A 24182-nucleotide genomic window follows, 5' to 3' on the forward strand; every position below is an offset into this window, starting at 1 on the left:
ACGGAAAGTCGCAAGGATTTCTAAAAAGTTTAGTAATCTAGACTTACTTAACCAAATGGAGTTCTTCATAAAACTCAGCGACATAGCGTCTTAGCGGTAAAAAAAATATAGACAATGGCGAATAAAGTAGAAACATTACAGAAAAAATTGGCCGAAGCTGCTTTGGGCGGTGGTCAGAATAGGATAGATGCTCAGCACAAGAAAGGCAAGCTTTCTGCAAGAGAAAGAGTAGAATTGCTTTTGGACGAAGGTTCTTTTGAGGAAATTGGGGCTTTGGTTACGCACCGCACAAAAGATTTTGACATGGAAAATCAGATTTTCTTGGGTGATGGGGTAATTACAGGTTACGGAACTGTCAACGGCAGATTGATCTATGTTTTTTCACAAGACTTTACGGTTTTTGGTGGCTCATTGTCTGAAACTCATGCTGAAAAAATCTGTAAAATAATGGATATGGCCATGAAAACTGGTGCTCCGGTTATTGGTTTGAATGATTCGGGTGGTGCCCGTATCCAAGAAGGTGTACGTTCTTTAGGTGGTTATGCCGATATTTTTTATAGAAATGTACGGGCCTCGGGTGCGATTCCACAAATTTCTGCCATCATGGGGCCTTGTGCTGGTGGTGCAGTTTACTCGCCAGCGATTACAGACTTTGTGATGATGGTAGAAAATACCAGTTATATGTTTGTGACTGGGCCAAATGTAGTGAAAACTGTTACCAATGAGGAAGTTAGTTCGGAAGAACTAGGCGGTGCTATGACCCATGCTTCCAAGTCTGGGGTTACACATTTGACCTCGGCCAATGATTTTGAATGCATTCAGCAAATCAAACAATTATTGAGTTATATACCACAGAATTGTGAAGAAACTCCTGCTAAACTGCCTTATGGATTGGGTGACGAAATAAGACACGTTTTGGAAACCATTGTTCCAGAAAATGCTAATCAACCTTATGATATGCGAGAGGTGATTTCGGGTATTTGCGATGTAGAATCTTTTATGGAAATTCATAAGGATTATGCGGAGAATATTGTAGTTGGTTTTGCAAGATTAGCAGGTAGAAGTGTGGGAATTGTGGCCAATCAACCTATATGTCTTGCGGGAGTTTTGGATATAGAAAGTTCGAAAAAGGCCGCCCGTTTCACCCGATTCTGCGATTGTTTCAATATTCCATTGGTGGTTTTGGTAGATGTACCAGGCTTTTTACCAGGTACAGATCAAGAATGGAAAGGAATCATAACCAACGGAGCTAAATTGCTTTACGCACTCAGTGAGGCCACAGTGCCGAGAGTTACGGTTATCACAAGAAAAGCCTATGGCGGAGCATATGATGTAATGAATTCCAAACACATTGGAGCAGACATGAACTTTGCTTGGCCAGGTGCTGAAATAGCCGTAATGGGAGCCAAAGGTGCCTCCGAAATCATATTTAAAAAAGAAATTTCTGAAGCTGCCGACCCTGCAGCCAAATTGGTAGAGAAGGAAGCAGAATACGCCAACCTATTTGCAAATCCATATACGGCTGCCGAAAGAGGATTTATTGATGAAGTGATTGAGCCACGTTTCACCAGAAGAAAACTCATAAAAGCCTTCGCCATGCTCGAGAACAAAGTAGATCATTTGCCCAAGAAAAAGCATGGGAATATTCCGTTGTGAGGAAGAATGTTGACTAGGAAAATTGTAATGAAATACGCAATAATTGTTTTTATTTCCTTGCTATTAGTCTTATCACTAGAAATTGGGGTCAAGTATAATTGGAATGAAATGTTTCCAAAATATTACGGGTGTCCATTCGTATTTAAACAAACTTCCCTAGGAGCATATAATGAATATTTCTACAGCGTTTTTGGAATATTACCCAATGTTCTTGTTTAGAGCATTATTGTGTTTTTTGTTAGATGTATTTATTTAAAAGTGCTCGAAAAAGTAAATAGAATAAAGCTACTGAAAATTTTCAATAAAATAAGCGTTGGAGTTTTTGTGAATTTTTCGACCATTAATATTATTTACACTTGTTGGACCATGGATTCAGGTTTGAACAGAGGACATAATTATTGGTATTTTGATAATCAGGCTAAAGACTGGGGAATGACTTGTAAAGGTAGTTTTCAAATAAACCCTCTAAATTTTTAAAGAAATATCTCATGTAGTTAAAGCATTCAGACAACGAGGAGTTCGAATTTAAGTATCCCAGCATAAAATTTTGGAAGGTTTAGGGAATTTTAGACTCAAGAAGGGTTGAATATCTAGGCACCCTTTTTTTTAAGAAAATAAAGTTTTCATCTTGCATTCTTGTCTTTGGAACGACGCTTCAAGTGTCTTATTCTTCCCAATTTCCTAAGTAGTTTAGTTTAATTCCCAAGTCTTGGTTAGAAAACATAAAAGCGAATATTCCATCTTTAACTAAACTTGGATTGCATTTAAGTATCAATTTTCGTCTTGCGGAAAGTCCTTTCCAAATAAATACCCTTACCATGTAGAGAAATTTCTAATTCTTGGACTTTATAATCTTCTTTTCAGAAAATAGTATGATTTAATATGAATGTCTTTGCAGTTTTAGTTTTACCAGAATTGTATGAGTCAGATGTAAATTCCTAATGTAATTAGATTTTTTTAAGAATTCTTATAATCTTACATTATTTTGTCATTAATTTTGAGTCATTAACTTCATTTTTAAACAATTATCCTCTTTTCTTAGTAATCTCATTAATTATCTATAACCAATTAATTTTTCAATTCTATGTTTAAAAATTTACTAGTATTTATGATGCTGGTCAGTGTAGCTACGTTTGGACAAGAAGTTCGAATTTCAGGCACTGTTACAGCCAAAGACGACGCTTCGCCTTTGCCGGGCGTAAGTATTTATGCCAAGGGGACTAAAAAAGGGGTTACCTCAGATGCAAGTGGCAACTACAGCCTTAGCATAGCAAAAGGTAGCCAAGTTATTTTTTCTTACGTGGGTTTTGAGCCCGTGACCGTTACAGTTGGTAGTCAGAGTATCATCAACGTTCAATTAGAGACTGGGGCTAATGTTTTGGAAGAAGTCATAGCGACAGCTTTCGGTACAGCAAAAAAGACCTCTTTCACGGGGTCGTCTGCAGTAATAAATGCTGATGCTATAGCAACTAGACCTGTGACTTCAGTACTTCAGGTTTTGGCTGGAGCTGCTCCAGGTATTCAATCTAGTATGGGTAGTGGTCAACCTGGTGCCAGCCCTAACATACGTGTTCGTGGCTTTGGTTCGGTTTCTGCCTCAAATAATCCATTGTATGTTGTTGATGGTATGCCGTTGGGTGTAAACATTAACAATATAAATCCAAGCGATATTGAGTCGGTTACAGTTTTAAAAGATGCTGCCTCTACAGCCTTATATGGTGCTAGAGCAGCCAATGGTGTCGTTTTGATTACAACAAAAAAAGGTAAGGATGGTAAAAATAACATCGACCTTACCTATACAAAAGGAAACAACTCTAGAGGTATTCCTGAATATGAAAGAATAGGTGCAGCTGACTACTATACATTAATGTGGGAGGCCAATAGGAACAGTTTGGCTTATAGACAGACGAATCCTGTAGCTTTGGCAACAGCCGGTACAACGGCTACAAATGGCTTAGGTGCCTTAGTTGGATATAACGTGTTTGATGTTCCTTTTAATCAGCTCGTAAGTCCTGAAGGCGTTTTCAATTCAAGTGCCAAGATGATTTATGATGCAGAAGAAATGAATTGGGAAAAGCCGCTTATAACTCCCAACTCAAGAGATGAAGTCAATCTGAAATTCTCCGGCGGAGCGAACAAATCTGATTATTTGATATCACTTGGCTATTTGAGCGACAAGGGTTTCTTGGTAAACTCGGATTTTAAAAGATATACGCTGAGATTGAATGTAAATACGCAGTTGAAACCTTTTTTTAAAACCGGTTTAAATATAAACGGGGGTCTGACAGATTCTAATTCTGGACAAGATGGTACAAACACTGCATTTGTCAATCCATTCTTCTTCTCTAGAAACATGGCTCCGATTTATCCAGTTTATGCTATAAATCCAGCCGCACCAGGTCAATTTTTATTAGATGCAGATGGAAATAGGATATATGACATTGGTAATATGTCGGCATTAGGCCTTCCAAATAGGTCGCAATATGCTGGTAGGCATAATGTTTATGAGACGCTTTTGAATAAGAACTTCTTCAAAAGGACGAACGTAGGAGCAAGAGCGTATGTGGAATTTACTTTCCTCAAAAACTTTAAATTTACATCAAATCTTGGTACGGATATATCCATAGTAAATTCTAAATCATTTGGTAACCCGATTGTGGGTGACGGTGCTCCTGCTGGCTCAGGAAGTAATGAATTTGAGAACTCTACAGTTGTTAACTTTAATCAATTGTTAAATTATAATAACAATTTTGGGAAGCATAATATTGATGTCATTTTAGGTCATGAAAGCTATGATGATAGAGATAACAGACTAAGAGGGTCAAGAACAGGCCAAGTGTTGGACGGAAACATTGAACTTATAAATTTTACTACCACAACTAACTTGGATTCACGTGCAAGAGATAGAAGAGTGGAGGGGTATTTTTCTAGAGCTACCTATGATTTTGATGAGAAGTATATAGTTACACTCTCTGCAAGAAGAGATGGCTCGAGTAAGTTTAATCAAGCCGTAAGATGGGGTAATTTCTACTCAATAGGAACTGCATGGAGAATTGATCAAGAGAAATTTATGGAGAGTTTGCCTTTCGTAAGTAACTTGAAATTACGTGCCAATTTTGGTGAAACCGGAAACGACGAAGATATTAACCTTTACGCATGGCAACCCACTTACAGTTTAAGTTTTAATAATGCCACAGAGCCAGGTATTTTACAAGGTAGTCTTGGAAATCTGGACTTAGTATGGGAAAAAAGCACAGCTGCTGATATAGGACTTGAGGCCGGATTTTTAGATGATAAGATTAATGCAAGCATCGAGGTATTTCAACGTACTTCTTCAAATTTATTATTTAATGTGCCGTTGCCAGTTTCCTCAGGAGTGGCTAGTCAAACTAGGAATATTGGCACAATGTACAACAAGGGAATCGAATTGGCTGCTTCTGCTGTTGTTTTCAAGAAAAATGACCTGAGCATAGTATTATCTGGAAATGCAACTTCATTTATCAATAGATTTACAAAACTACCAGCAGAAACGCCAGTAATAGTAACTGGTACAAAAAGATATGAAGAAGGTAGAGACATCCAAAACTATTGGCTTAGGGAATATATGGGAGTAAATCCAGCTACTGGTGAGGCCTTGTATAGAGCTGCAACTTTGGTACCCGCCAACTCGTTTGTTAAAGAAAACGGAGATACGGTTACAACCAATATTAGCAATGCAAGATTTATAAATGCTGGTTCAGCCATACCGAAATTTAATGGAGGTTTTGGAACTGCAATTAATTACAAAGGTTTTGAACTTTCCGGTCAATTCATTTATCAAGTGGGGGGTAAAGTTTATGATGGTGCGTATGCAGGAATCATGGGTGCAGGTTATCACAATGCTAAAAGTGTTGATATTTTAAAAAGATGGCAAAAACCGGGCGATATTACTGATGTACCACGCATGGATGCCTCAAGGACTTCAGACTTTGACGCAGCTTCAACTCGTTGGTTATTAGATGCAACCTATTTTGCTTTAAGAAATGTCAATCTCTCTTACTCTGTTCCTGCCAAATGGGCTTCGAAAATTAAGTCTAGGGGAGTTTCATTTTATGTTAGTGGAGAAAACCTTGCGTTTTTTGGTAAACGTAAAGGAACTAATATTCAGCAAGATTTCTCAGGTGTAACTTCTAACACTTACCCAGGTGCAAGATCCATTGTATTTGGTACTACTTTAGGTTTTTAATTTTTAAATTTACTAAAACAATGAAAAATAGAATAATAACCATATTGTCAACTATCCTGCTAGTCTTTAGTTTTACGGCTTGTAGTGATGATTTCTTAAATACAGTACCTACAGAATCTGTAGATGCCACTTCTGCTTATGCTACTACCAAAAATGCCTCAGCGGCAATTAATGGAATCTACCGTTCATTAGTAGTTAGATATCTAGGTTCTCAAGGACATTTTGGCCACCCTGCCGTTATGCTTATTATGGACCACTTAGGTGAGGATTTGATTCAAGGAGCTGCTTCGGCAAGTTGGCATGTAGCCGAAACACGGTGGGTAGCACATAGAACTGACAATACTGCTGGTGTTAGATTACCTTATGAAATGTATTATAGAGTAATTGCCAATACGAATGTGGCGATTGAGAATACCCCAAATGCCGTAGGAACTCAAGCACAAAAAGATCAAATTTTAGGTGAAGCCCTTGGCCTAAGAGCATGGTCTTATTTTAACCTAATACAACTCTATGGAAAGCGGTATAATGCTGCAGCCAAGCCGAATAGTTCGCCAGGTGTGCCACTTGTTTTAAAACCTACTGTAGAAGGTTTGCCAAGAGCAACAGTGGAGGAAGTTTATACACAAATCAATAAGGATCTTGCAGAAGCTTCTAAGATTTTGGGGACAACACGTACTTACAAGTCGCACATAAACTTGGATGTAATCAAAGGTATTCAAGCTCGTGTAGCGTTAACACAACAAAACTGGGAGGCTGCGGCAAAATTTGCTAATGAGGCACGTAAGTCGTATCCAATTATGAATGAGGCAACGTATCAAGACGGATTTTCAAACATATCTAATACAGAGTGGATGTGGGGTTTTGATCACCTAGAAGACCAGTCGGAGTTTTTTGGTGCTTTTCATTCATATGTATCTTGTAACTACAACTCTACTGTAATTAGAACTTATCCAAAAGTTATAAACAGCAAGCTTTATGATCAAATTCCAACTTCAGATGTAAGATCAAAAATGTGGATAAAAGCTCCAACGGCGGCCAATGCTGTAACCCCTCCGGGTGGAATTAGACCTCCTTATTTAAATCAAAAATTCAAATTGCCGGGAACCCCATCTACTTCTACAATGGGCGATATTCCGTATATGAGATCATCTGAAATGGTTTTAATAGAGGCTGAGGCTCTAGCTCGTCAAGGAAAAGATGCAGATGCTGCTAAGGTACTCCAAGAGTTGGTTGTCAAAAGGGATGCCTCAGCCGTATTGAGCACCAATACTGGCGAAAAACTAATTGAACAGATTATGTTTAATCGTAGAATTGAACTTTGGGGTGAAGGCTTCCGATTCCTAGATCTAAAGAGAACTAATACTGCACTCAACCGAAATGGGGCCAATCATATTGCTGCTATTACAACTATTTATGATGTACCTGCTGATGACAAAATGTGGGAGTGGTTGATACCTAGAGCTGAGTTGGATGCCAACAAGGCGGTGGTTCAAAACCCCCTTTAAGTGATATGAAATTTTGTTTTTTAAAAGAGGTTGCCAAGGCAACCTCTTTTTTTTGGAACCTATTAAACGCTTAAGTTCAATTAATCTTTATTCAAATAATACTATCAGAAATAGTTTAATATTCTCATATCATGAAATAAAAGTCAACTTCGGAATGGCTTTTTTAGAATGTGTTTTTATAGGATTAAACCTTATATTTTTAATACTTATACTTCCCTTAGCCCTCGACAATCTCCTTAGTAGGATCAATGAAAAACCAAAGTGCAGAGGCAACTATCAAGCAACCTGCAATCAGAAAAAGTGGATAATTGAAATTCCCAGTTTGCTGTACAATGGTTCCGAAAATAATCGTGATAAAAAATCCGCCCATTTGTCCTGCAAAGTTCATGGCTCCAGTTACAGTTCCAGCGTTTCTTTTGCCAATATCAACACAAACCGCAAAGGCAACGGGCAGGGTAAGGTCTTTTAGAAACACACATAATGCTAGTAGATAGCCTGCTAATTGATTGTCAGTCGTCAAGCCTGCACCTAAAAAACAAATACTAGAGAGTCCTAAACCAGCTACTCCTACAATTCTTCTTCCCAACTTTAATCCAAATTTTTTGCTCAAAAAATCACTCGCAAACCCACCTACGATACAACCAATGGCACCAAGGAAATAAGAGAGCGAAATGAAATTTTTGGTTTGGTCCTCGGTCATCATTCTGCCTTCTTGGAAATAGGTGGAGGACCAATTGGTAAAGAAATACGAAGCATAAAAAAACAAGTGACACATGATCATCAAAAGCCAAATGTTTGGATTTTTGATGATGGTTTTCCAATGAATTTTATGAGAAATTGGGGCATTTTTTCTGGCAGTTTCTATTTCTTCTATTTCTTTTTGCGTAATGCCTTTATGTTCAGAAGGATTGTCTCTGAACCAATAATACCAAGCTGCTGCCCAAATACTTCCGACCACGCCAAGAATGAAAAAAGCCATTCTCCAGCCTACCAAATGTACCAGAGGAATTACCAAAAGTGGGGTTAGAGCCCCGCCAATGCGTCCTGCGGCCCAAATAACGGACTGTGCTCTCCCAACTTCAACAGCCGGAAACCATCGAGCAATGGCAATGGAGGCGTTTGGATAAGCACCCGCTTCGCCCATGCCAAATAAAAACCTGACAATGAGCAAGTAAACAAATCCAAAAGCAGTTCCAGTCAAGGCCGTAAATCCCGACCACCAAAGTACTACTCTGGTCAATACTTTTCTTGGGCCAATTCTGTCTCCAAGAATACCTGTTGGGAGTTCGAACAAGGCATAGGCCAATGAAAATGCCCCAAGAATATATCCAAAAGATTGATTGTCCAGATCAAGGTCTTCTTTAACATACTTGCTCACTACGTTCATACATACCCTATCCAAAAAAGTTATGATAGACAGCAAGAACAAGAAAAAGAGGACTTTGTGGCGTATTTTCACGGTTATAGGGTTTAAGTTTTTTCAAATTTAAAAAGCTTTTCTCCAAAACCATCACAAAATATTTGAACCAGTTAAAATTATGATTTTAACCTTTCATTTCTTTCATCAAATCCATCAAAACATCTATCCATTTTTCGGTGAGTTCTCGTTTTGGGTTGGTGTCCCAACTTCCGTCTATGCCGTTGCCGCCCAAGTAAATACCGTCTTTTCTGGTAATGAAATATGCACCTTTTGTGGCTAATTTATAGTTTACTTCATTTTGTGGTATCAAACAGGCCAATTGCCCCGAGATGGGCATCAATTCTTCATCATTAAAAACACTTTTGGCCCCCAAGCCCATACAGTTGACTATTACTTTTTCTGGTAAAGCATCTAGGTCTTCCAAAGTTTTGATGTCATGTATTTTTAATTTTCCGCCACGAAGCAGGAAGTTGTTTAGATGGAAATTGAGATAACTTGGAATATTAAAAATCATATTACTCCTTTTTCTAACATAATCTGCCTGAAAGGGGTGGTTTTTCTTATCCATCAGTACCCAATCAGGAGCCAAACCTTCTAAATGGAAAATTTCTCCGCCACCATTTCCGTCTGTTGTACTTGGGATAGATTTATGCACCACATAGTCATCGCACCAGTTCACGATGTCTTCCATACCCAAAAGCATTTGCAATCTTCGGAATGAAAATCGGGTGGCTTCTTCCCATTTTTTTTCAAAATCTGGAGTAGATTTTGTCTTGTCGCAAACTCTTGAAGCAGGTGACCAAGTACCGGTGGCCAAGTTTGAAGTGATGTTTGGTGGTACGTCTTTGGTATATATGGTCACTTCATAACCACTCTCCTGAAGCAGCGTTGCGGTGGCTATTCCTACAGTCCCGGCTCCAATTAAGGCTATTTTTTTGTCAGGTTGTTCCATCACAAGTTTTCTTGCCAAATGTCCAGTTCCCCACGACAAAGACCAACCACTTCCTCCATGTCCATAATTATGCACAATAGTTTTATTGCCCAACAATTGCTTTTCAATTCTTGGCCCAGAAGCTCTGAAAGGCCTAAGACCTACAGTTTCTTTTATGATTCTATCTTTGGAAAGCTTTAGTTTGGGTATAAATTGATATCCCCGATTGATGTTGTAGTTTTTATCGCCGTAAAGAATTGGGCCTGTAGCACACGAACTCAATAGTTGGCTAGAAATGGCAGCACTACCTAATGCAGCATTGATAAAAAAGTCTCTTCTTTTCATATTTTTTTCTTTGGTTAGTTTGAACGTATTTCAAATTAGTCTGAAAATTCTTGTTTTCGAAATTTTAAAATACTATTTTAATCTTCTGATTATAAACTATTTATAATTTATTCGAAAAGAAAAACTAAATATTAATATAATGCAAAAAGTTAAAACTGTTGTCGTGTTTTTAGTCCTTTGTTTGAGTTTGGGCATTTCTCAAACTAATGCTCAAAAAGTAGAAATGATAGGTGCTGAAAGTAGTATTATTTCGAATGCTGCAATTGTACCTGAAGGTAAGAAGCTGTATTTTTCTAGTGGCCTCACTGCATCTGCCCTTAATTCAAGTTTGCCCGAAGGTGATTATGCCAAATATGGTGACACAAAAGCCCAAGCCATTTCGATTTTAGAAAAATTCAAAACTTCTTTGGCTGAAAAAGGGCTAAAAATGGCAGATGTATTCTCGATGCGGGTTTATTTAACTCCAGATGTAAAAACTGGTGCTTATGATTTCGATGGTTGGAATGCTGCTTACAAACAGTATTTTGGTACAACCGAAAATCCCAACAAACCTGTAAGGGCAACTTTGGGAGTTTCGGCTCTTGTGAACAGATTTAAGTTTATCGAAATAGAAATAGTGGCAGCTTATCCTTGATAAACCGTGCTATTTTTCAGTAGGTAATGAATCTATCCAATCCGAAATAAGTTTAACGCCTTCTTTGTGTACACTCACTCGGCCAATCTCCGGCATCATTATGCCTGGATGGGTAGAATTCATACGGTAAGTGAGTATAGATTCCATGCCTTTACCTGGATTGATGTCGAATTTGAAGGTACCTGCACCGATTCCTGCCGCCACTGGTGATTTTTTTACACCCCAATGATAAGGATCGGTTTCTTCGAAATTTAGTCTTAAACCCGAACTAGCAGCTGGGCCATAAGTGCTGTGACAATGGCCACAATTGACATCCAAATAAGACCGAGCCTTGATGTCCAAACTTGCCGAAGCGTCGCTGATTGACTTCAATCCATTTATCTTATTTTTGTCTGGTAAATTGTTCAAATACCCAACTTTTACCCATTTCTCGAGTTGGTTCATCTTTTCTGTCCCATAGGATATCTCATGATTAAGTTGTTTTGTTTTAGGGCCAATCGGGCTAAAAGTTCCATTTCGGTTGTGGCAACTTTTACATTGATTCTTATTTGGCATGGCGTATTTTATATTGTGCATTTCGCCTTTTTCGTCTTTCCAAGAGAGTGGTATTATTCCACCAATAGATTTATATTCCGCATCTTTTTGGTCTTTGTTCCATTTGTAAGGATATGCTTCCCATTTATTGTTTTTCTTTACCAAGAGCCTAGTTTCTAAGATTTGTTTTTCTGCATTTGGTTTTGAAAAATCCGTGGGGTAGTAAAAAGTTTTTACAATAATGGTATGTTCTGGAAAATCAAGTGGCTTATCTTGGTCTTTGATGTCAAAATTAGCTTTTGAGCCTTTTGGCATCCATACAAAACGGCTTTTATGTGCGTAATCTGTAAATAAGGCTGCTGCGGGTTCATACAAAAGCACACCTTCGTTACTTTCTAACTTCGCCATTTCTCCTTTGAAAAAACCATACTCCGACAGTTTTTTATATGGGAGTTTGTCAAATTCTATTTCTGAAGGCAATTTGCTTTGTTTCATTTTAAAGCATGCGGCAATTAACCAAACCAATACTGCCAAAAGAGCTATTTTTTGAAAAAGTTTCATATGCCTTTAACATCGGTTTTTACCTCAACTTTACATTTGTTGAAGTTGTCAAGATCGCTTACAACAGCTATATCCATAATTCCGCCTTTGTCAGGAATCACAAACCTAGTAAAACGGAAATCAGCCGATTTTTCGTTGATACAGATGTTCATTGGGTTTTTGGTAGGGTCTTTGCCTACTTTCTCATCAATTATTCCGTCATAAATCAAATCTTGTGGTTTGCGACATTTGGCAGTAATCAGTTTTCCAAAATCTTTTGAAACATCTGGAATGGCCATTTTTCGTTCGTAAACATTATCATGAAAATAAATATCACTTGAATAAGGCGACCAACCCGGATGGTTCGGGACTTTGAGTTCGGTTATTTGATAGTCCAAAATGGCTACGCCTGTAGTTTTGTGGTTAATGATTTGGTTTTCATATACTTCTACATTTTTTCCAGCCATGATAATTACACCACTACCAGGAGGAATCATCGTGATGGGGTTACCGTTTTCTGAAGCTTCGCCCTGTGCAAAGTTGTCGTGATTGTTATCCTTTATGAGGTTTTTATACACTTTGGTATTCACTCCAAAAGCCTTAGGCAAACCAGGTAAGTTGAATACCAAAATGCCTGAAGTATTGTTAATGGCTTTATTGTTATACACTTCTGCATTGTCTGAATTTTCAATTTCAATGCCCGCCACATTCTCAAAAACGTAATTGTTTCTCACCACAATGTTTTCAGATTGGCCAACGTAAATGCCTGCATCTCTTGAATGTGAAACTTCACATTCTTCTATTAGTACATTTTTGCATTGCACAGGATAAATCCCATAAGTGCCGCTTTTCGCCAAATCGGAATTCGTCCAAGTTGTATTTACTCTTCTGAATGTCAGACCTATGCATTTCTGTGTTTTTATATCGTCTCCTGGTGCATCCATTACTGTGAAATCCTCCAAAATAATGTTATTGCCTGCTATTTTCATTCCCTCTCCACCAGTGCTCAGTGTCTTAAATGAAATTACTGTTTTGTACATCCCAGCACCTTTTACAGTAATATTGTTTAAACTATCTAAAATTAGCTGAGTGCCAATTTCATAAAATCCTTCTGGGATTTCTATCAAGTCACCGTCTTTGGCATCAATAAATTTGGTTACTAAATCCTCAATATCTTCTTCAGATGCTTTTTTTATGGAACTTAGATCAAGTTTTGAGGTGGTTTTTTCTCCAGAATTGCAAGAAATGAAAAATGGAATGCAAAGGAAAACAAGCAAAAGGTTTTTCATGATATTGAGGGTTAAATTGAATTATTGCAAATCTATTTCAAATTTGATGAAACATATATTGACAAAAGTCAAAATCAAGATTTTTTGGCTCTTATTCGGCTTAAAGTTTCATTTGAAACACCTAAATAACTGGCAATATGATGGAGTGGAACTCTGTTGTAAATCCACATTCTGTCCTTTTGAAGTTTTTCAAAACGCTCATTAGCTGTCAAATGGTGGAAGTCATAATGGTAGGTTTCTGTACTCAATAAATATTTTTCGGTAACCTTCCGGCCCATTCTTTCTAGCAAATGGTAATCGTTGTACAGTTGTTCTAAATCGTCTTTTTCAATGTAAAAACCCTTTGAATCTTCTAAGGCTTGAAGTCCTGTGTTGCTTTCTTTAGAATTTACCAAACTTGAAAGGGAGGCTACTATGTCCCCTTCAAAACCAAACCATACAGTGATTTCTTTTTGATCTTTGTCCAGAATAAATTCTCTAATTGCTCCCTGTGCTATAAGATATATTTTGTCGCTAATTTCTCCTTTTTTAAGAAGGAAATCTCGCTTTTTAAATGAGAAGGGGTGTAGTTTTGATGAGATAGCTTCCTCTTCGGCCTTACCAAAGGGTACTATTTCTTTGAGATTATCTAATAAAGCTCTCTTTGCAGTTTCCAGATGCCATCAGGTTTAAATTTGATTACAAGTTAGAAATTATTTTTCAGAAAAAAACTAATTTTATCTTCCAAAAAACTCAATCACAGCTTGTTGGCCAGCCATCATCATCATTTGTTTTTCGTTGTCAGGCACTTTTCGCACTCTTGCACTAAGGCCATTGTCGTTTATATAAATGGTTCGCTCCAAATCTCGTTTGTTGGGAGCGTTTACATTTCTCATCATTAGGCCACCAAGGGCATCCATGTATGAACTGATATCATGGATAGTTTGAACTGCGGCACCATCTTTTTTCGCCAATTCATGGTCAATTTGGGTGCATTTTTCTAAACGTAAACCTATGGTTTGTTCGTTGAAAATCTCTTTTTCTCCTTCGTTGCTCATATATTTGGGTTTATCAAAAATATCAATTGGATAGTTAAGCATAAGCCCACCATCCACAAAAAGGTTACACTTTTTGTTGGCTATTGGCTCTTCATATACGGTTCCTTCTTGATCAATCCATATACTTTTATAATAGAGAGGAATGGACATCGAAATCCTTACTGCATCTGCAATTCTCATTTTTGGATATGTTTCGTGAGAAAAAATGACCAATGATTGCTCAGTAAGGTTAGTTCCGGTCACGTATAAATCTCTAAAGGGCGTGGCCTCAGCCAATCTATGGAGTTCTTCAAAAGTCAGATTTGCATTTCCAGTTCTTTGAAAAATTACATTTTCCATGGTTTTTAAAAAACTTTCGCCTTTAAACCAACCATATTCTTTGATAAGTCTCTTGGTGCCTTTGGCCACAAAACCGTCATCGTTGAAGGTTTCAATGGGAGTTTGGTTGACTATTTCTATGATTTCTTTTGGTGAATAACCCACTGAAAGTAAGCAGGCTTGTATCGCTCCTGCAGAAGTGCCTGCTACTCTTGTAATGTTTTGTAAGATTCCTTTTTTCTCCAACTCGAGCAATGCTCCGCCATAAGCAATTCCTTTTATGCCCCCGCCCTCCATCACAAGATTTCGGTAAGTGTTTTTTTGAGAAAATGAGCTCTTTAAAATTAAAAATGTAAGCAGAAAAGTGATTGAAATTCTCATTATATGTGTTCCAAATGTTAGAAAAACAACTTTAAGAATTGCGAAATATTGTTTAAATGCCATGGATAAATGCCAAAAAGAATAAATTAGTGGTATTTTTGTGAAGGCAAATAAACCGCCAAAAATGAGATTCAGTATCATTACAGTTTGTTACAACAGCATAAATACCATAGAGCATACTATTCAGAGTGTTTTAAATCAGACCTTTACGGATTTTGAGTACATTGTTATAGATGGCGGTTCTAAAGACGGAACTGTGGAGGTTTTGGAAAAATACAAAGATAGAATTATTTATATATCTGAAAAAGACAAAGGGATTTATGATGCCATGAACAAAGGCCTTAAACTGGCTAATGGTGAAATTATCGGCATGATAGGGTCTGACGATTTTTATCCTGCAAATGATGTTTTGGAAGCCGTTGCCTCTGGTTTTGATACCTACAAAACCGATGCTATTTATGGCGATAAACAGTTTGTAAATCCAGATAACATTGACAAAGTGGTGCGTTATTGGACCGTTGGCGAATACAAAAAGGAGTATTGGTTAAAGGGATTCATGCCACCGCATCTTTCGTTTTATGTAAAAAGAACTTGCTATGAAAAGTTTGGTGAATACAGAACTGACTTTACTTGCTCTGCTGACTATGAGCTGATGCTGCGGATGTTATATAAAAATAATGTTTCGGCTCATTACATCCCCAAAGTTTTGATGACTATGAGAAATGGAGGAACGAGTACTGCATCGTGGAAACACCGCTGGGTGGCGAATCAAGAGGATAGGAAAGCTTGGAAGGTTAATGGGCTTAAGCCAAAATGGTATACACTTTGGTGGAAACCACTTTCTAAGATAGTGCAACTGTTCAAGGATAAGTGATTTTTTAGATTTTTGGAAAACCAATTTAGGATTTATAAAAAATGAGAATAGTAATTCTTACGCAAGATGACCCATTTTATTTGGGGAAAAACATTGATTTTTTGGTAAAGAATATGCCAAAAGCTGCTGAAATAGTTGGAACAGTGTTGTTCGAGGTTTCGCCTTTTGGCAAAAGAGAGACGTTTTTTGAGAAAATGAAAAAGACTTTTGATGTATTTGGACTTCAATTTTTTTCCTACTATAGTTATAAGTTTATCAAATCAAAGTTCGATTCAGGTAATTCTGTAGCCAAAGTATTGGATAAATACAATATTCCTCTTATTAAAATTGAAGGTGGAATAAATAGTAAAGAAAATAGAGGAATTCTGAAAACTTATCAGCCTGATTTATTGGTATCAATAGGTGGGAATCAGATTTTCAAAAGACCTTTGTTAGACTTGGCAACTTATGGATGTGTAAATCTGCATACGGCTCTTTTGCCTAAATACAGAGGCTTAATGCCTTCATTTTGGGTTTTGAAAAATAACGAGAAATATACAGGCGTTTCTGTTTTCTTTGTAGATGAAGGCATAGATTCGGGTCCAATATTGGTTCAGAAAAAAGTAGAAATTGGTGATAGAAGTCAAGAAGAGCTGATAAAATACACCAAACAGATAGGTATGGAATGTATCATAGAAAGTATAGAATTAATTCAAAAAGGTGGTTTTAAATTGATTCCTAATCCTGCTGAAGAAATGACTTATTTTTCTTTCCCAACAAGAAAGGATGTAGACGAGTTTTATAAGGCTGGCAAAAGATTTTTCTAATGAAAATATTGACTTTCGACATAGAAGAATGGTTTCATATTCTAGACAACGACGCCACCAAAACTGAAGCTGACTGGGTGGGATTTGAGTCAAGAATTCATAGAAATATGGACAAAATTCATAGCATGCTTGGCGACCAAAAAGCCACTTTCTTTTGTCTAGGTTGGGTAGCTCGTAATTTTCCTGAAGTTTTAAAGGAGATAGATCGGAGAGGGCACGAAATAGCTACACATTCGGATTTGCATCAATTGGCGTATGAACAAAATCGTCAGACATTTGAGCAAGATTTAGAGCGATCTATAAAATCGATAGAGGATGTAATCGGGAAGAAAGTCAGAGCTTACAGAGCTCCAGGTTTTTCATTGATGGCACAAAATAAATGGGTTTTCGAGGTTTTGATGAAGAACGGAATCGAGATAGATGCTTCTATTTTTCCAGCAGAGCGTTCGCACGGAGGTTTTCCACAATTTGGTCATGCAGAACCTTGCTGGATAGACATTGATGGCATGCGAATGAAAGAGTTTCCTATAAACCTATCTTCTTTTGCAGGTAAAAATTTGATATTCTCAGGAGGAGGATACTTCAGACTTTTTCCCTATCCTCTATTGGATGCTATGACTAAAAACTCAGATTATGTGATGACCTATTTTCATCCCAGAGATTTTGATGCAGAACAGCCAATGGTGCCTGGATTAAATTTCATTAGAAAATTCAAGTCATATTATGGTCTAAAAGGCTGTCTTTCAAAGCTTGATAAACTGATTAAAAAACACGAATTTGTAGATATTCGTACTGCTGAGGCTTCTATTGATTGGGAGAAGGCTAAGGTGGTTAAGTTGTAATAAAAAAAGGACACGAACAAAATCTATTCGTGTCCAATTTATTAATTCTTGGTGCTGATACTAGCCCAAAAACGGATACTTGTAATCTACAGGTGATACAAAAGTTTCTTTAATGGTTCGGGCATTCACCCAACGCAAAAGATTGAGTTTTGAACCTGCTTTGTCGTTGGTTCCTGAGGCTCTGGCTCCGCCAAATGGCTGTTGACCAACAACTGCACCTGTTGGTTTGTCATTGATATAGAAATTACCAGCTGCATTTTCTAAAGCCTTTGTGGCTTGATCAATCGCATACCTATCTTGCGAGAATACCGCTCCAGTTAGTGCATAGGGCGAAGTTGTATTTACCAATTCTAAAGTTTCTTCCCAAGCATTTTCTTCATACACATAAATACTTAAAACTGGTCCAAAAATCTCCTCACACATGGTTCTGTATTTTGGGTCTTTTGCCAAAATTACGGTTGGTTCAATAAAATAACCCTCCGATTTATCAAATCCACCACCAGCGATAATTTCTACGCTTGGGTCATTCTTCGCAGCAGAGATATATCCTGAAATTTTGTCAAAAGCTTTCTCATCAATGACAGCATTTACAAAATTGGAGAAGTTCTCAGTCGGTCCCATTTTGATGTCTGCCAAATCCGCCAACATATATTTCTTTACATCTTCCCAAATGTTTGAAGGAATATAGGCTCTCGACGCTGCTGAACATTTTTGACCTTGGTACTCAAAAGCACCACGAACCAATCCAACTGCAACGGCTTTAGCATCAGCAGATTTATGTGCGATAACGAAGTCTTTTCCGCCAGTTTCTCCAACAATTCTTGGGTATGATTTATATTTATGGATGTTGCCTCCAATGGTTTTCCAGATATTTTGAAAAACAGCCGTGCTACCAGTAAAATGAATCCCTGCAAAATCAGGGTGATTAAAAACTATTTCACCAGTAACTGGCCCATCGACATAAACCATATTGATTACGCCATCAGGTAATCCCGCCAATTTAAAAACTTCCATAATTACATTGGCTGAATATATTTGCGTATAAGCTGGTTTCCACACAATTACGTTGCCCATCATGGCTGCACTTGCTGGTAAATTGCCCGCAATGGCTGTAAAATTGAAAGGTGTAAGTGCAAAAACAAACCCCTCTAATGGCCTGTATTCTAGTTTATTCCAAACGCCTTTGGAAGACTGCGGCTGCTCTGCCATTATCTCTTGATAAAAAGCCACATTGAATCTCAAAAAGTCTATCAATTCACATGCAGCATCTATCTCGGCCTGAAATGCATTTTTTGATTGCCCCAGCATGGTGGCTGCATTTATTTTTGCTCTATATGGACCTGCTAATAAATCTGCGGCTTTTAGGAAAATGGCTGCCCGCTCATTCCATGGTAATTTTGCCCAATTATTCCTGGCTTCAAGTGCTGAATCTATGGCAGCAGAAACATGCGAAGCATCGCCTTCAGAGGCATAACCCAACACATGCTTATGGTCATGAGGAGGTGAAAGTTTGATTTTTTTGTCGGTAAAAACTTCATTTGCACCAATGTACATCGGTACTTCAATGGTTTTTGAACGAAGTTCTTCTAAGGCTTTTTTTACATTTATGGTTTCGGCACTTCCTGGAGCGTAATTAAGAACAGGCTCGTTTTGAGGAAGCGGAACTTGGTATATGGCATTATGCATTTTCTGAGGTTTTTATTGATGAGTATAAATCTTTCTGCAATTTCCGTAAAAATCCATTAAAAGAAAATCGAAGCTACAAAAATCTTTCCTTCAAGTCTTCTGTTGGCAGCCAACAGCTTTCTCTTTGACCGAACCATTTCAAACGGTTTTTGGAAACAATATCATAGAAAAAGTCAGAAATAAATATGGGTAAAAACTTGAAAATATTCAGCCAGCTATATTTGGGGAGATATTTGACTATTTTAAATACGGCTTTCGACTTTATGAAAACTTCTTCATTTTCTATTAAAATCAAAGTATCAAAGTTTTGAGTTGGAAGTTGGTGCTTTTTTAAAAAATCTTGTGCGAATTCAGATTGAAGCGATGCAAATTTGAAGGCTTTATTTGGGTCATTGCTGAGTACAAACTGGACCGCACCATTACAAAGGTTACAAACGCCATCAAATAAAATAATAGGTGAATGCATAAAAAAAGCCCCTTTCGGGGCTATATTTTAAAATAATTTTTCGAAAGGAAGTCTGCTCAAAATCAATATTAGAGCAAGCCCAAAGAATATCATTGAAACTTTAAACTTGCGACCGTTTCCTACTGCTTTTTTAGATTTTGCATTTCCAATTGTAGCAAAAACAGCGGCAAGTATATTAACAAAAGGATGCTCTACGACAGCTTTTCTAACTGCACCGTCTTTCATTGCAGCCCCCATGTCTGCAAATGCATTTTGTGCAATAGGCGAAATAATCAAAAGAACTATCCCCAAAAGCAACATGGTGTGTGTTGAAATCAAAGCAAATAAGTTGATTTTTCTGTGAGAATCATCAAATACTTTTTCAGAATTTGAGCCTATAGCTCCGTTTATAGTAGCATAAGCCAACAACGCCAAAGCGATAAATGCAATCCAATGATGAGCTTGTAAAATGATAGAATACATAATATTTGGTTTAAATGTTTGTCAAAAATAATTGAATATTTCAATATAAACACCCAAAAACCGTATTTTGGTTTAGCATGGTTTTTTTATTCCTAATTTTCGGACTAAATTACTGTCTGAAAAACCCTGAAACTCGAATGAAAAAATGGTATGAATATATTCCACACCCTGTAATTATTCTATTTGGAATGATTGTCTTGGCCTGGCTTTTCACCTATATCTTACCTGCTGGGGAATTTGATAGAGTGGAGATAGATGGCAAAATGAAGGTAGTGGCGGGTTCATTTCATTTTGTGGAGTCTTTAAAATTGAGTCCAGCAGTTATTTTTCAATCTATGCCCAAAGGTTACAAAGCCGCCATTGAAGTTATCTTTATAATAGTTGCCAGCGGAATAATGTTCGGAGTCTTGAATGCTACTGGAGCTGTTGAAAACGTGGTCGGTTCGTTTGTGAAAACGCTTGGGAAAAACAACCAAAACGTACTCATTGCGGGTATGACCTTTGTTTATGGAGTTTTGGGAATGTTTATTGGTTATGAAAACAACATTGCCATGATTCCTATTGCAGCCGTTTTGAGTTTGGCCATTGGTGGCGATTTGGTGCTGGCAACTGGCATAGCGGTAGGTGGGGTAACCGTTGGTTTTGGCTTGTCTCCTTTTAATCCTTATACCGTTGGTACGGCCCAAAGAATCGCCGATTTGCCGCTATTTTCCGGTGCTTTATTGAGAATTATTTTGTGTATTTTGGGGCTGGCTATTATGGCTTGGTATAATATTTCTTATTTCAAAAAAATAAAGGTCAATCCTGAAAAAGGATTAGGATATGAACTAGATTCTTCAGGTTTTTCACTTTCAAAACCTATAGAGTCCTTTAAAATGCATTGGAAAGATTGGTTGATTTTAGGAGCTTTTGTGGCCATGTTGATCATTATGATTTATGGTGTTTTTGAATACAAATGGTATCTCAGCGATATATCGGCCTTATTCTTGATTTTGACGTTTTTCTTGATATTTTTCTTAAAAAAAAGCAACATAGAAATAGGAGAATTAGTGCTAGATTCCGTAGCGAAAGTAGCCCCTGGTGCATTTATGGTAGGTTTTGCCGCAACCATAAGAATCGTAATGGAAGAAGGGAAAGTGAGTGATTCCATCACCTATTTTTTGGCAAATTCATTAGAAGGTTTGCCAAATTACCTTTCAGCTGTCGGAATGGTCATTACTCAAAGTTTGATGAATTTTATGATTCCAAGTGGGAGCGGACAAGCATTGGCTACTATGCCGATTCTTATTCCCTTGGGAGAAATGCTTCATCTGACCAAACAAACGGTTGTTTTAGCATTTCAAGTAGGTGATGGTGTAAGTAATCTTATAAACCCAACTTTCGGAGGGCTCATAGCAATGATAGCCATTTGCAGAGTACCTTTTGAGCGTTGGTTAAGATTTATTGCTCCAGTCGTGGCCATTTTAATCGCATTGGCGATTATTTTTGTGGTTATCTCGGTCATGATTAATTATGGGCCGGCTTGATTTACTAAACACATAGGCACATAGGGCTCATAGAAAAATTATAAGATTTTTTTTATTAGCAGTTTGAAAAGAATAGAAGCATACGGTATAATTAAACGTACATGACTAAGTTTTTAGACACACAAGAGATTGATTATTTCTTTGCGTCTTTGCGATAAATTATAAACATATAAAAACCTATGATCTCTATGTGCCTGTGTGTTTAAAAAAAAACAAAAAATGAGACTTCAAAAAACAAAAGGAATTTTAACGGACTTGGTGGCTTTCCAAGTTTTAGGAGGACAAGGAAACTTAGCCATTGTTGATTATTTAACCGATTACCTAAAATCTCAAGATATTGAATTTCAGGTTGTTCCGAATGCAGAGGGAGATAAAGCACTTTTGCATTGCAGAATTGGACCAGCTGTAGATGGCGGGGTTATACTTTCTGGACACACAGATGTAGTTCCAGTAAAAGGACAAGATTGGGTTACTGAGCCATTTGTACTGACAGAAAAAGACGAAAAATGGTATGCCCGCGGTTCATGCGATATGAAAGGATTTTTGGCTTGTTTTTTAGCAAGTGTAGATCTTTTTAAGAAATCAAATTTGAAACAACCGATATATTTTGCCTTTTCTTATGATGAAGAAGTAGGATGCTTGTCGGGTTTTGAAATGGCCTGTGCTATCAGAGATTTTTATAAAGAAAAACCAAAATATGCTATAATTGGTGAGGCAACCATGATGCAGCCTGTTGTTGGGCAAAAGGGAATTTGTGTGTTAAAAACAACGGTACACGGTTCTGCCGGGCATAGTAGTCGAATCAAAAGAGAAGTGAGTGCCATACATGTAGCGGCCAAATTGGTAGTTTGGCTGGAAAACAAAATGAACGAGCTTTTTGAATCGGGTGAAATTGATGACCGATTTACCCCAAATCATACTTCAATACATGTCGGTCAATTTAATGGTGGTATAGCTCCAAACGTAATCGCAGATAAGTGTACTTTTTACTGGGATGTGAGGATTATCCCCAAAAGTAATTTAGAAAACATTCTGAAAGATTATGCTGACTATTGTGAAGCACTTGAAGCAGAGCTACAACAAAGATTTGCCGGTGCAAAGATTATTACGGAGGAAGATCATCCGCCTGTTCCACCTTTGGATACACCAGAGCATTTAGATGTAGTGCCTTTTATTCAAAAAATAACTGGAAATCTAGAGTTAGGTACTGTAGCATATGCCGCAGAGGCTGGTCAATTTGCTTTGGCAGGTTTTGAATCAGTCATTTGTGGGCCCGGAGATATAGCCCAAGCACACCGAGCCAATGAATTTATCGCCATTGAACAAGTTGAAAAATGCTTGATTATGATGGAGAAATTGGCAGAGGAATTGAGTTGAAATTACTTTAAATCCATACAATATAATGAAATTTAAAAAATCTAGTTTAGTTATCATACTTTGCGTTTTAAGTATAAACTCTTACGCGGACTGTTTCAAAGGAACTATTGGGAGTTATTCAATAATCATTGATTTTCCAACCACTGATATAGGCAGATATTCAGATAATGGGGGGTATTTCTATGAAAAAAAGCTTCAAAAGATAATATTTAGTGAAGCTAAAGGAACTAAAGAGCATATTGTTCTGAAAACTTATGATGCTCCAAACGAAGAATTTGATTTATTTTTGAACAAAGATGGTTCTTATCAAGGTACTTGGAAAGAACTTACTTCAAAAAAGATTTTACCAGTTAAAATAAAACCATTTGAATTTAAGAACATTAAAAATTCCATAATTGGTAATTGGAATGATTCAAATTCGGAAGATCCACTTTGGTATATTGCAAGTTCGAAAATAAAGTTTGTTAGGGATACAACTGTAACTATTGGAAAAATAAAAATTGACTGGTATTCTGATAATATTTACAAAATTAAATTTTTCAGAATTCATTCGCCTACAAATCCAGTACTATATAAATATTTGGAAGATAGGCATTTACGATTAATTGAGGCTTTGTTTAGGGGTTGTAAATGTGATGAAATTGGAGATGAATTGCCAAATGGAATATTTTTAGTAAAAGAAGTTGGAAAAGGAATAATTAGTTATAATTTTTCTCAAGGAATTTGTTATTGTTATTCTGCCGCACATCCTTCATGGTTTGAAATTTCAGAGAATTTAGACGTAATCAATGATGAAGTTTTAGATTTCGACAAGGTCTTTCATTTTTCAAAAAATCCAAGTTTGTATACTGAAAATGAAAGCGATGCAAATAGAGATCTAAAGAGAATAACAAAAAAGGCATATTCTGTTTTAACTGAAAGTAATGAGGAAGATGAATGGGCAAAATGGGTAAAATATAGGGAAGCGTTTGTAGCTCCGGAAATGGTCAAAATACTCAGGCTTTCTAACCCCTCCCTTTTGGAATCTCCAGAAAATGAAGAAGATAAAGTAGAAACAGAATGCTATTTTTTAGAAAACGAAAAATGGTGGAGTCTAGAAAGCTGGGAATTAAAAAAAGATGGAATAATTGTTAAATATTTTGATGGTGCTACAGGATATGGACCTTGTATGGAAAGATTTGAAATTTCTAAGAAATACTTGATAAATTTCTTAACACCTCAATACAAAAATCGAATTTTTCAGAATTAAACGCTTGTTCAAAGAAATGCATATTAAACTGAAGAAAGATAATGGGGAGTTTGCCTTTAGGTTGAGTTAAAAACAAAAA

At 37.1% G+C, this 24182-nt stretch carries 19 protein-coding genes; 10 read left to right on the forward strand and 9 right to left on the reverse strand.

What is annotated here, in order from left to right:
- The first annotated feature begins 114 nt into the window (after window positions 1-114).
- From EGI24_RS01950 to EGI24_RS01960, 3 genes are all read left to right on the forward strand, one after another.
- Window positions 115-1656 (forward strand): acyl-CoA carboxylase subunit beta, encoded by a 1542-nt coding sequence (locus tag EGI24_RS01950; protein ID WP_255046552.1) that lies wholly within the window; start codon window positions 115-117, stop codon window positions 1654-1656.
- 1084 nt (window positions 1657-2740) lie between these two features.
- Window positions 2741-5881 (forward strand): SusC/RagA family TonB-linked outer membrane protein, encoded by a 3141-nt coding sequence (locus tag EGI24_RS01955; protein ID WP_255046553.1) that lies wholly within the window; start codon window positions 2741-2743, stop codon window positions 5879-5881.
- A 20-nt stretch (window positions 5882-5901) separates the two neighbouring features.
- A complete protein-coding gene (locus EGI24_RS01960; RefSeq protein ID WP_255046554.1) occupies window positions 5902-7386 on the forward strand; it encodes a RagB/SusD family nutrient uptake outer membrane protein in 1485 nt (494 codons plus the stop codon).
- Window positions 7387-7603: 217 nt separating this feature from the next.
- Here EGI24_RS01960 and EGI24_RS01965 read toward each other — a convergent pair whose 3' ends face one another.
- Both EGI24_RS01965 and EGI24_RS01970 read right to left on the reverse strand, forming a co-directional pair.
- Window positions 7604-8845 carry an MFS transporter gene (locus tag EGI24_RS01965; RefSeq protein WP_255046555.1) on the reverse strand — a complete coding sequence of 414 codons (1242 nt, stop codon included), beginning with the start codon at window positions 8843-8845 and terminating at the stop codon, window positions 7604-7606.
- Window positions 8846-8930: 85 nt separating this feature from the next.
- Window positions 8931-10082, reverse strand: a complete 1152-nt coding sequence (locus tag EGI24_RS01970; RefSeq protein WP_255046556.1) for an FAD-dependent oxidoreductase — start codon at window positions 10080-10082, stop codon at window positions 8931-8933.
- A 139-nt stretch (window positions 10083-10221) separates the two neighbouring features.
- On the opposite strand from EGI24_RS01970, the gene EGI24_RS01975 reads away from it, so the two are divergent.
- Complete coding sequence (locus tag EGI24_RS01975) at window positions 10222-10716, forward strand: RidA family protein (protein WP_255046557.1); 495 nt, start codon at window positions 10222-10224, stop codon at window positions 10714-10716.
- Window positions 10717-10725: 9 nt separating this feature from the next.
- On the opposite strand, the gene EGI24_RS01980 is transcribed toward EGI24_RS01975, so the two are convergent.
- From EGI24_RS01980 to EGI24_RS01995, 4 genes are all read right to left on the reverse strand, one after another.
- The gene (locus tag EGI24_RS01980) at window positions 10726-11811 is read right to left on the reverse strand and encodes an SO2930 family diheme c-type cytochrome (RefSeq protein WP_255046558.1); all 1086 of its coding nucleotides are present in this window, start codon (window positions 11809-11811) and stop codon (window positions 10726-10728) included.
- Window positions 11808-13079, reverse strand: a complete 1272-nt coding sequence (locus EGI24_RS01985) for a parallel beta-helix domain-containing protein (protein WP_255046559.1) — start codon at window positions 13077-13079, stop codon at window positions 11808-11810. The genes EGI24_RS01980 and EGI24_RS01985 overlap by 4 nt, the downstream gene beginning before the upstream one ends.
- Window positions 13080-13153: 74 nt before the next feature.
- Complete coding sequence (locus tag EGI24_RS01990) at window positions 13154-13735, reverse strand: Crp/Fnr family transcriptional regulator (protein WP_262926166.1); 582 nt, start codon at window positions 13733-13735, stop codon at window positions 13154-13156.
- A gap of 60 nt (window positions 13736-13795) precedes the next feature.
- The gene (locus EGI24_RS01995) at window positions 13796-14956 is read right to left on the reverse strand and encodes a patatin-like phospholipase family protein (protein ID WP_409035462.1); all 1161 of its coding nucleotides are present in this window, start codon (window positions 14954-14956) and stop codon (window positions 13796-13798) included.
- Here EGI24_RS01995 and EGI24_RS02000 point away from each other — a divergent pair.
- Genes EGI24_RS02000 through EGI24_RS02010 form a run of 3 tightly spaced genes read left to right on the forward strand, consistent with a single transcriptional unit; the run spans window position 14940 to window position 17337 of the window.
- On the forward strand, window positions 14940-15689 hold the full coding sequence (locus tag EGI24_RS02000) for a glycosyltransferase family 2 protein (RefSeq protein WP_255046561.1): 750 nt from the start codon (window positions 14940-14942) through the stop codon (window positions 15687-15689). The two genes, EGI24_RS01995 and EGI24_RS02000, sit on opposite strands and share 17 nt — an antisense overlap.
- A 41-nt stretch (window positions 15690-15730) precedes the next feature.
- Entirely contained in the window at window positions 15731-16495 is a 765-nt protein-coding gene (locus EGI24_RS02005) for a methionyl-tRNA formyltransferase (RefSeq protein ID WP_255046563.1), read from the forward strand.
- Window positions 16495-17337, forward strand: coding sequence for a polysaccharide deacetylase family protein (locus EGI24_RS02010; RefSeq protein WP_255046564.1), 843 nt, complete (start codon window positions 16495-16497; stop codon window positions 17335-17337). Before EGI24_RS02005 ends, EGI24_RS02010 begins: the two co-directional genes overlap by 1 nt.
- 60 nt (window positions 17338-17397) lie before the next feature.
- Here EGI24_RS02010 and pruA read toward each other — a convergent pair whose 3' ends face one another.
- From pruA to EGI24_RS02025, 3 genes are all read right to left on the reverse strand, one after another.
- Complete coding sequence (gene pruA, locus EGI24_RS02015; protein WP_255046565.1) at window positions 17398-19023, reverse strand: L-glutamate gamma-semialdehyde dehydrogenase; 1626 nt, start codon at window positions 19021-19023, stop codon at window positions 17398-17400.
- A gap of 73 nt (window positions 19024-19096) precedes the next feature.
- Window positions 19097-19489 (reverse strand): thiol-disulfide oxidoreductase DCC family protein, encoded by a 393-nt coding sequence (locus tag EGI24_RS02020; protein ID WP_255046566.1) that lies wholly within the window; start codon window positions 19487-19489, stop codon window positions 19097-19099.
- A gap of 27 nt (window positions 19490-19516) precedes the next feature.
- Window positions 19517-19951 (reverse strand): hypothetical protein, encoded by a 435-nt coding sequence (locus EGI24_RS02025; RefSeq protein WP_255046567.1) that lies wholly within the window; start codon window positions 19949-19951, stop codon window positions 19517-19519.
- A gap of 137 nt (window positions 19952-20088) precedes the next feature.
- Between EGI24_RS02025 and EGI24_RS02030 the strand changes: the two genes are divergently transcribed.
- The 3 genes from EGI24_RS02030 to EGI24_RS02040 all read left to right on the forward strand — a co-directional run bounded on the left by EGI24_RS02030 (window position 20089) and on the right by EGI24_RS02040 (window position 24103).
- A complete protein-coding gene (locus EGI24_RS02030; RefSeq protein ID WP_255046568.1) occupies window positions 20089-21477 on the forward strand; it encodes a YfcC family protein in 1389 nt (462 codons plus the stop codon).
- 219 nt (window positions 21478-21696) lie between these two features.
- Complete coding sequence (gene argE / locus EGI24_RS02035; protein WP_255046569.1) at window positions 21697-22854, forward strand: acetylornithine deacetylase; 1158 nt, start codon at window positions 21697-21699, stop codon at window positions 22852-22854.
- Window positions 22855-22879: 25 nt separating this feature from the next.
- The gene (locus tag EGI24_RS02040; protein WP_255046570.1) at window positions 22880-24103 is read left to right on the forward strand and encodes a hypothetical protein; all 1224 of its coding nucleotides are present in this window, start codon (window positions 22880-22882) and stop codon (window positions 24101-24103) included.
- The last annotated feature ends 79 nt before the right edge of the window (window positions 24104-24182 follow it).

This window comes from Lacihabitans sp. CS3-21, from assembly GCF_024343675.1.
In the GTDB taxonomy this organism is placed as follows: Bacteria; Bacteroidota; Bacteroidia; order Cytophagales; family Spirosomataceae; genus Leadbetterella.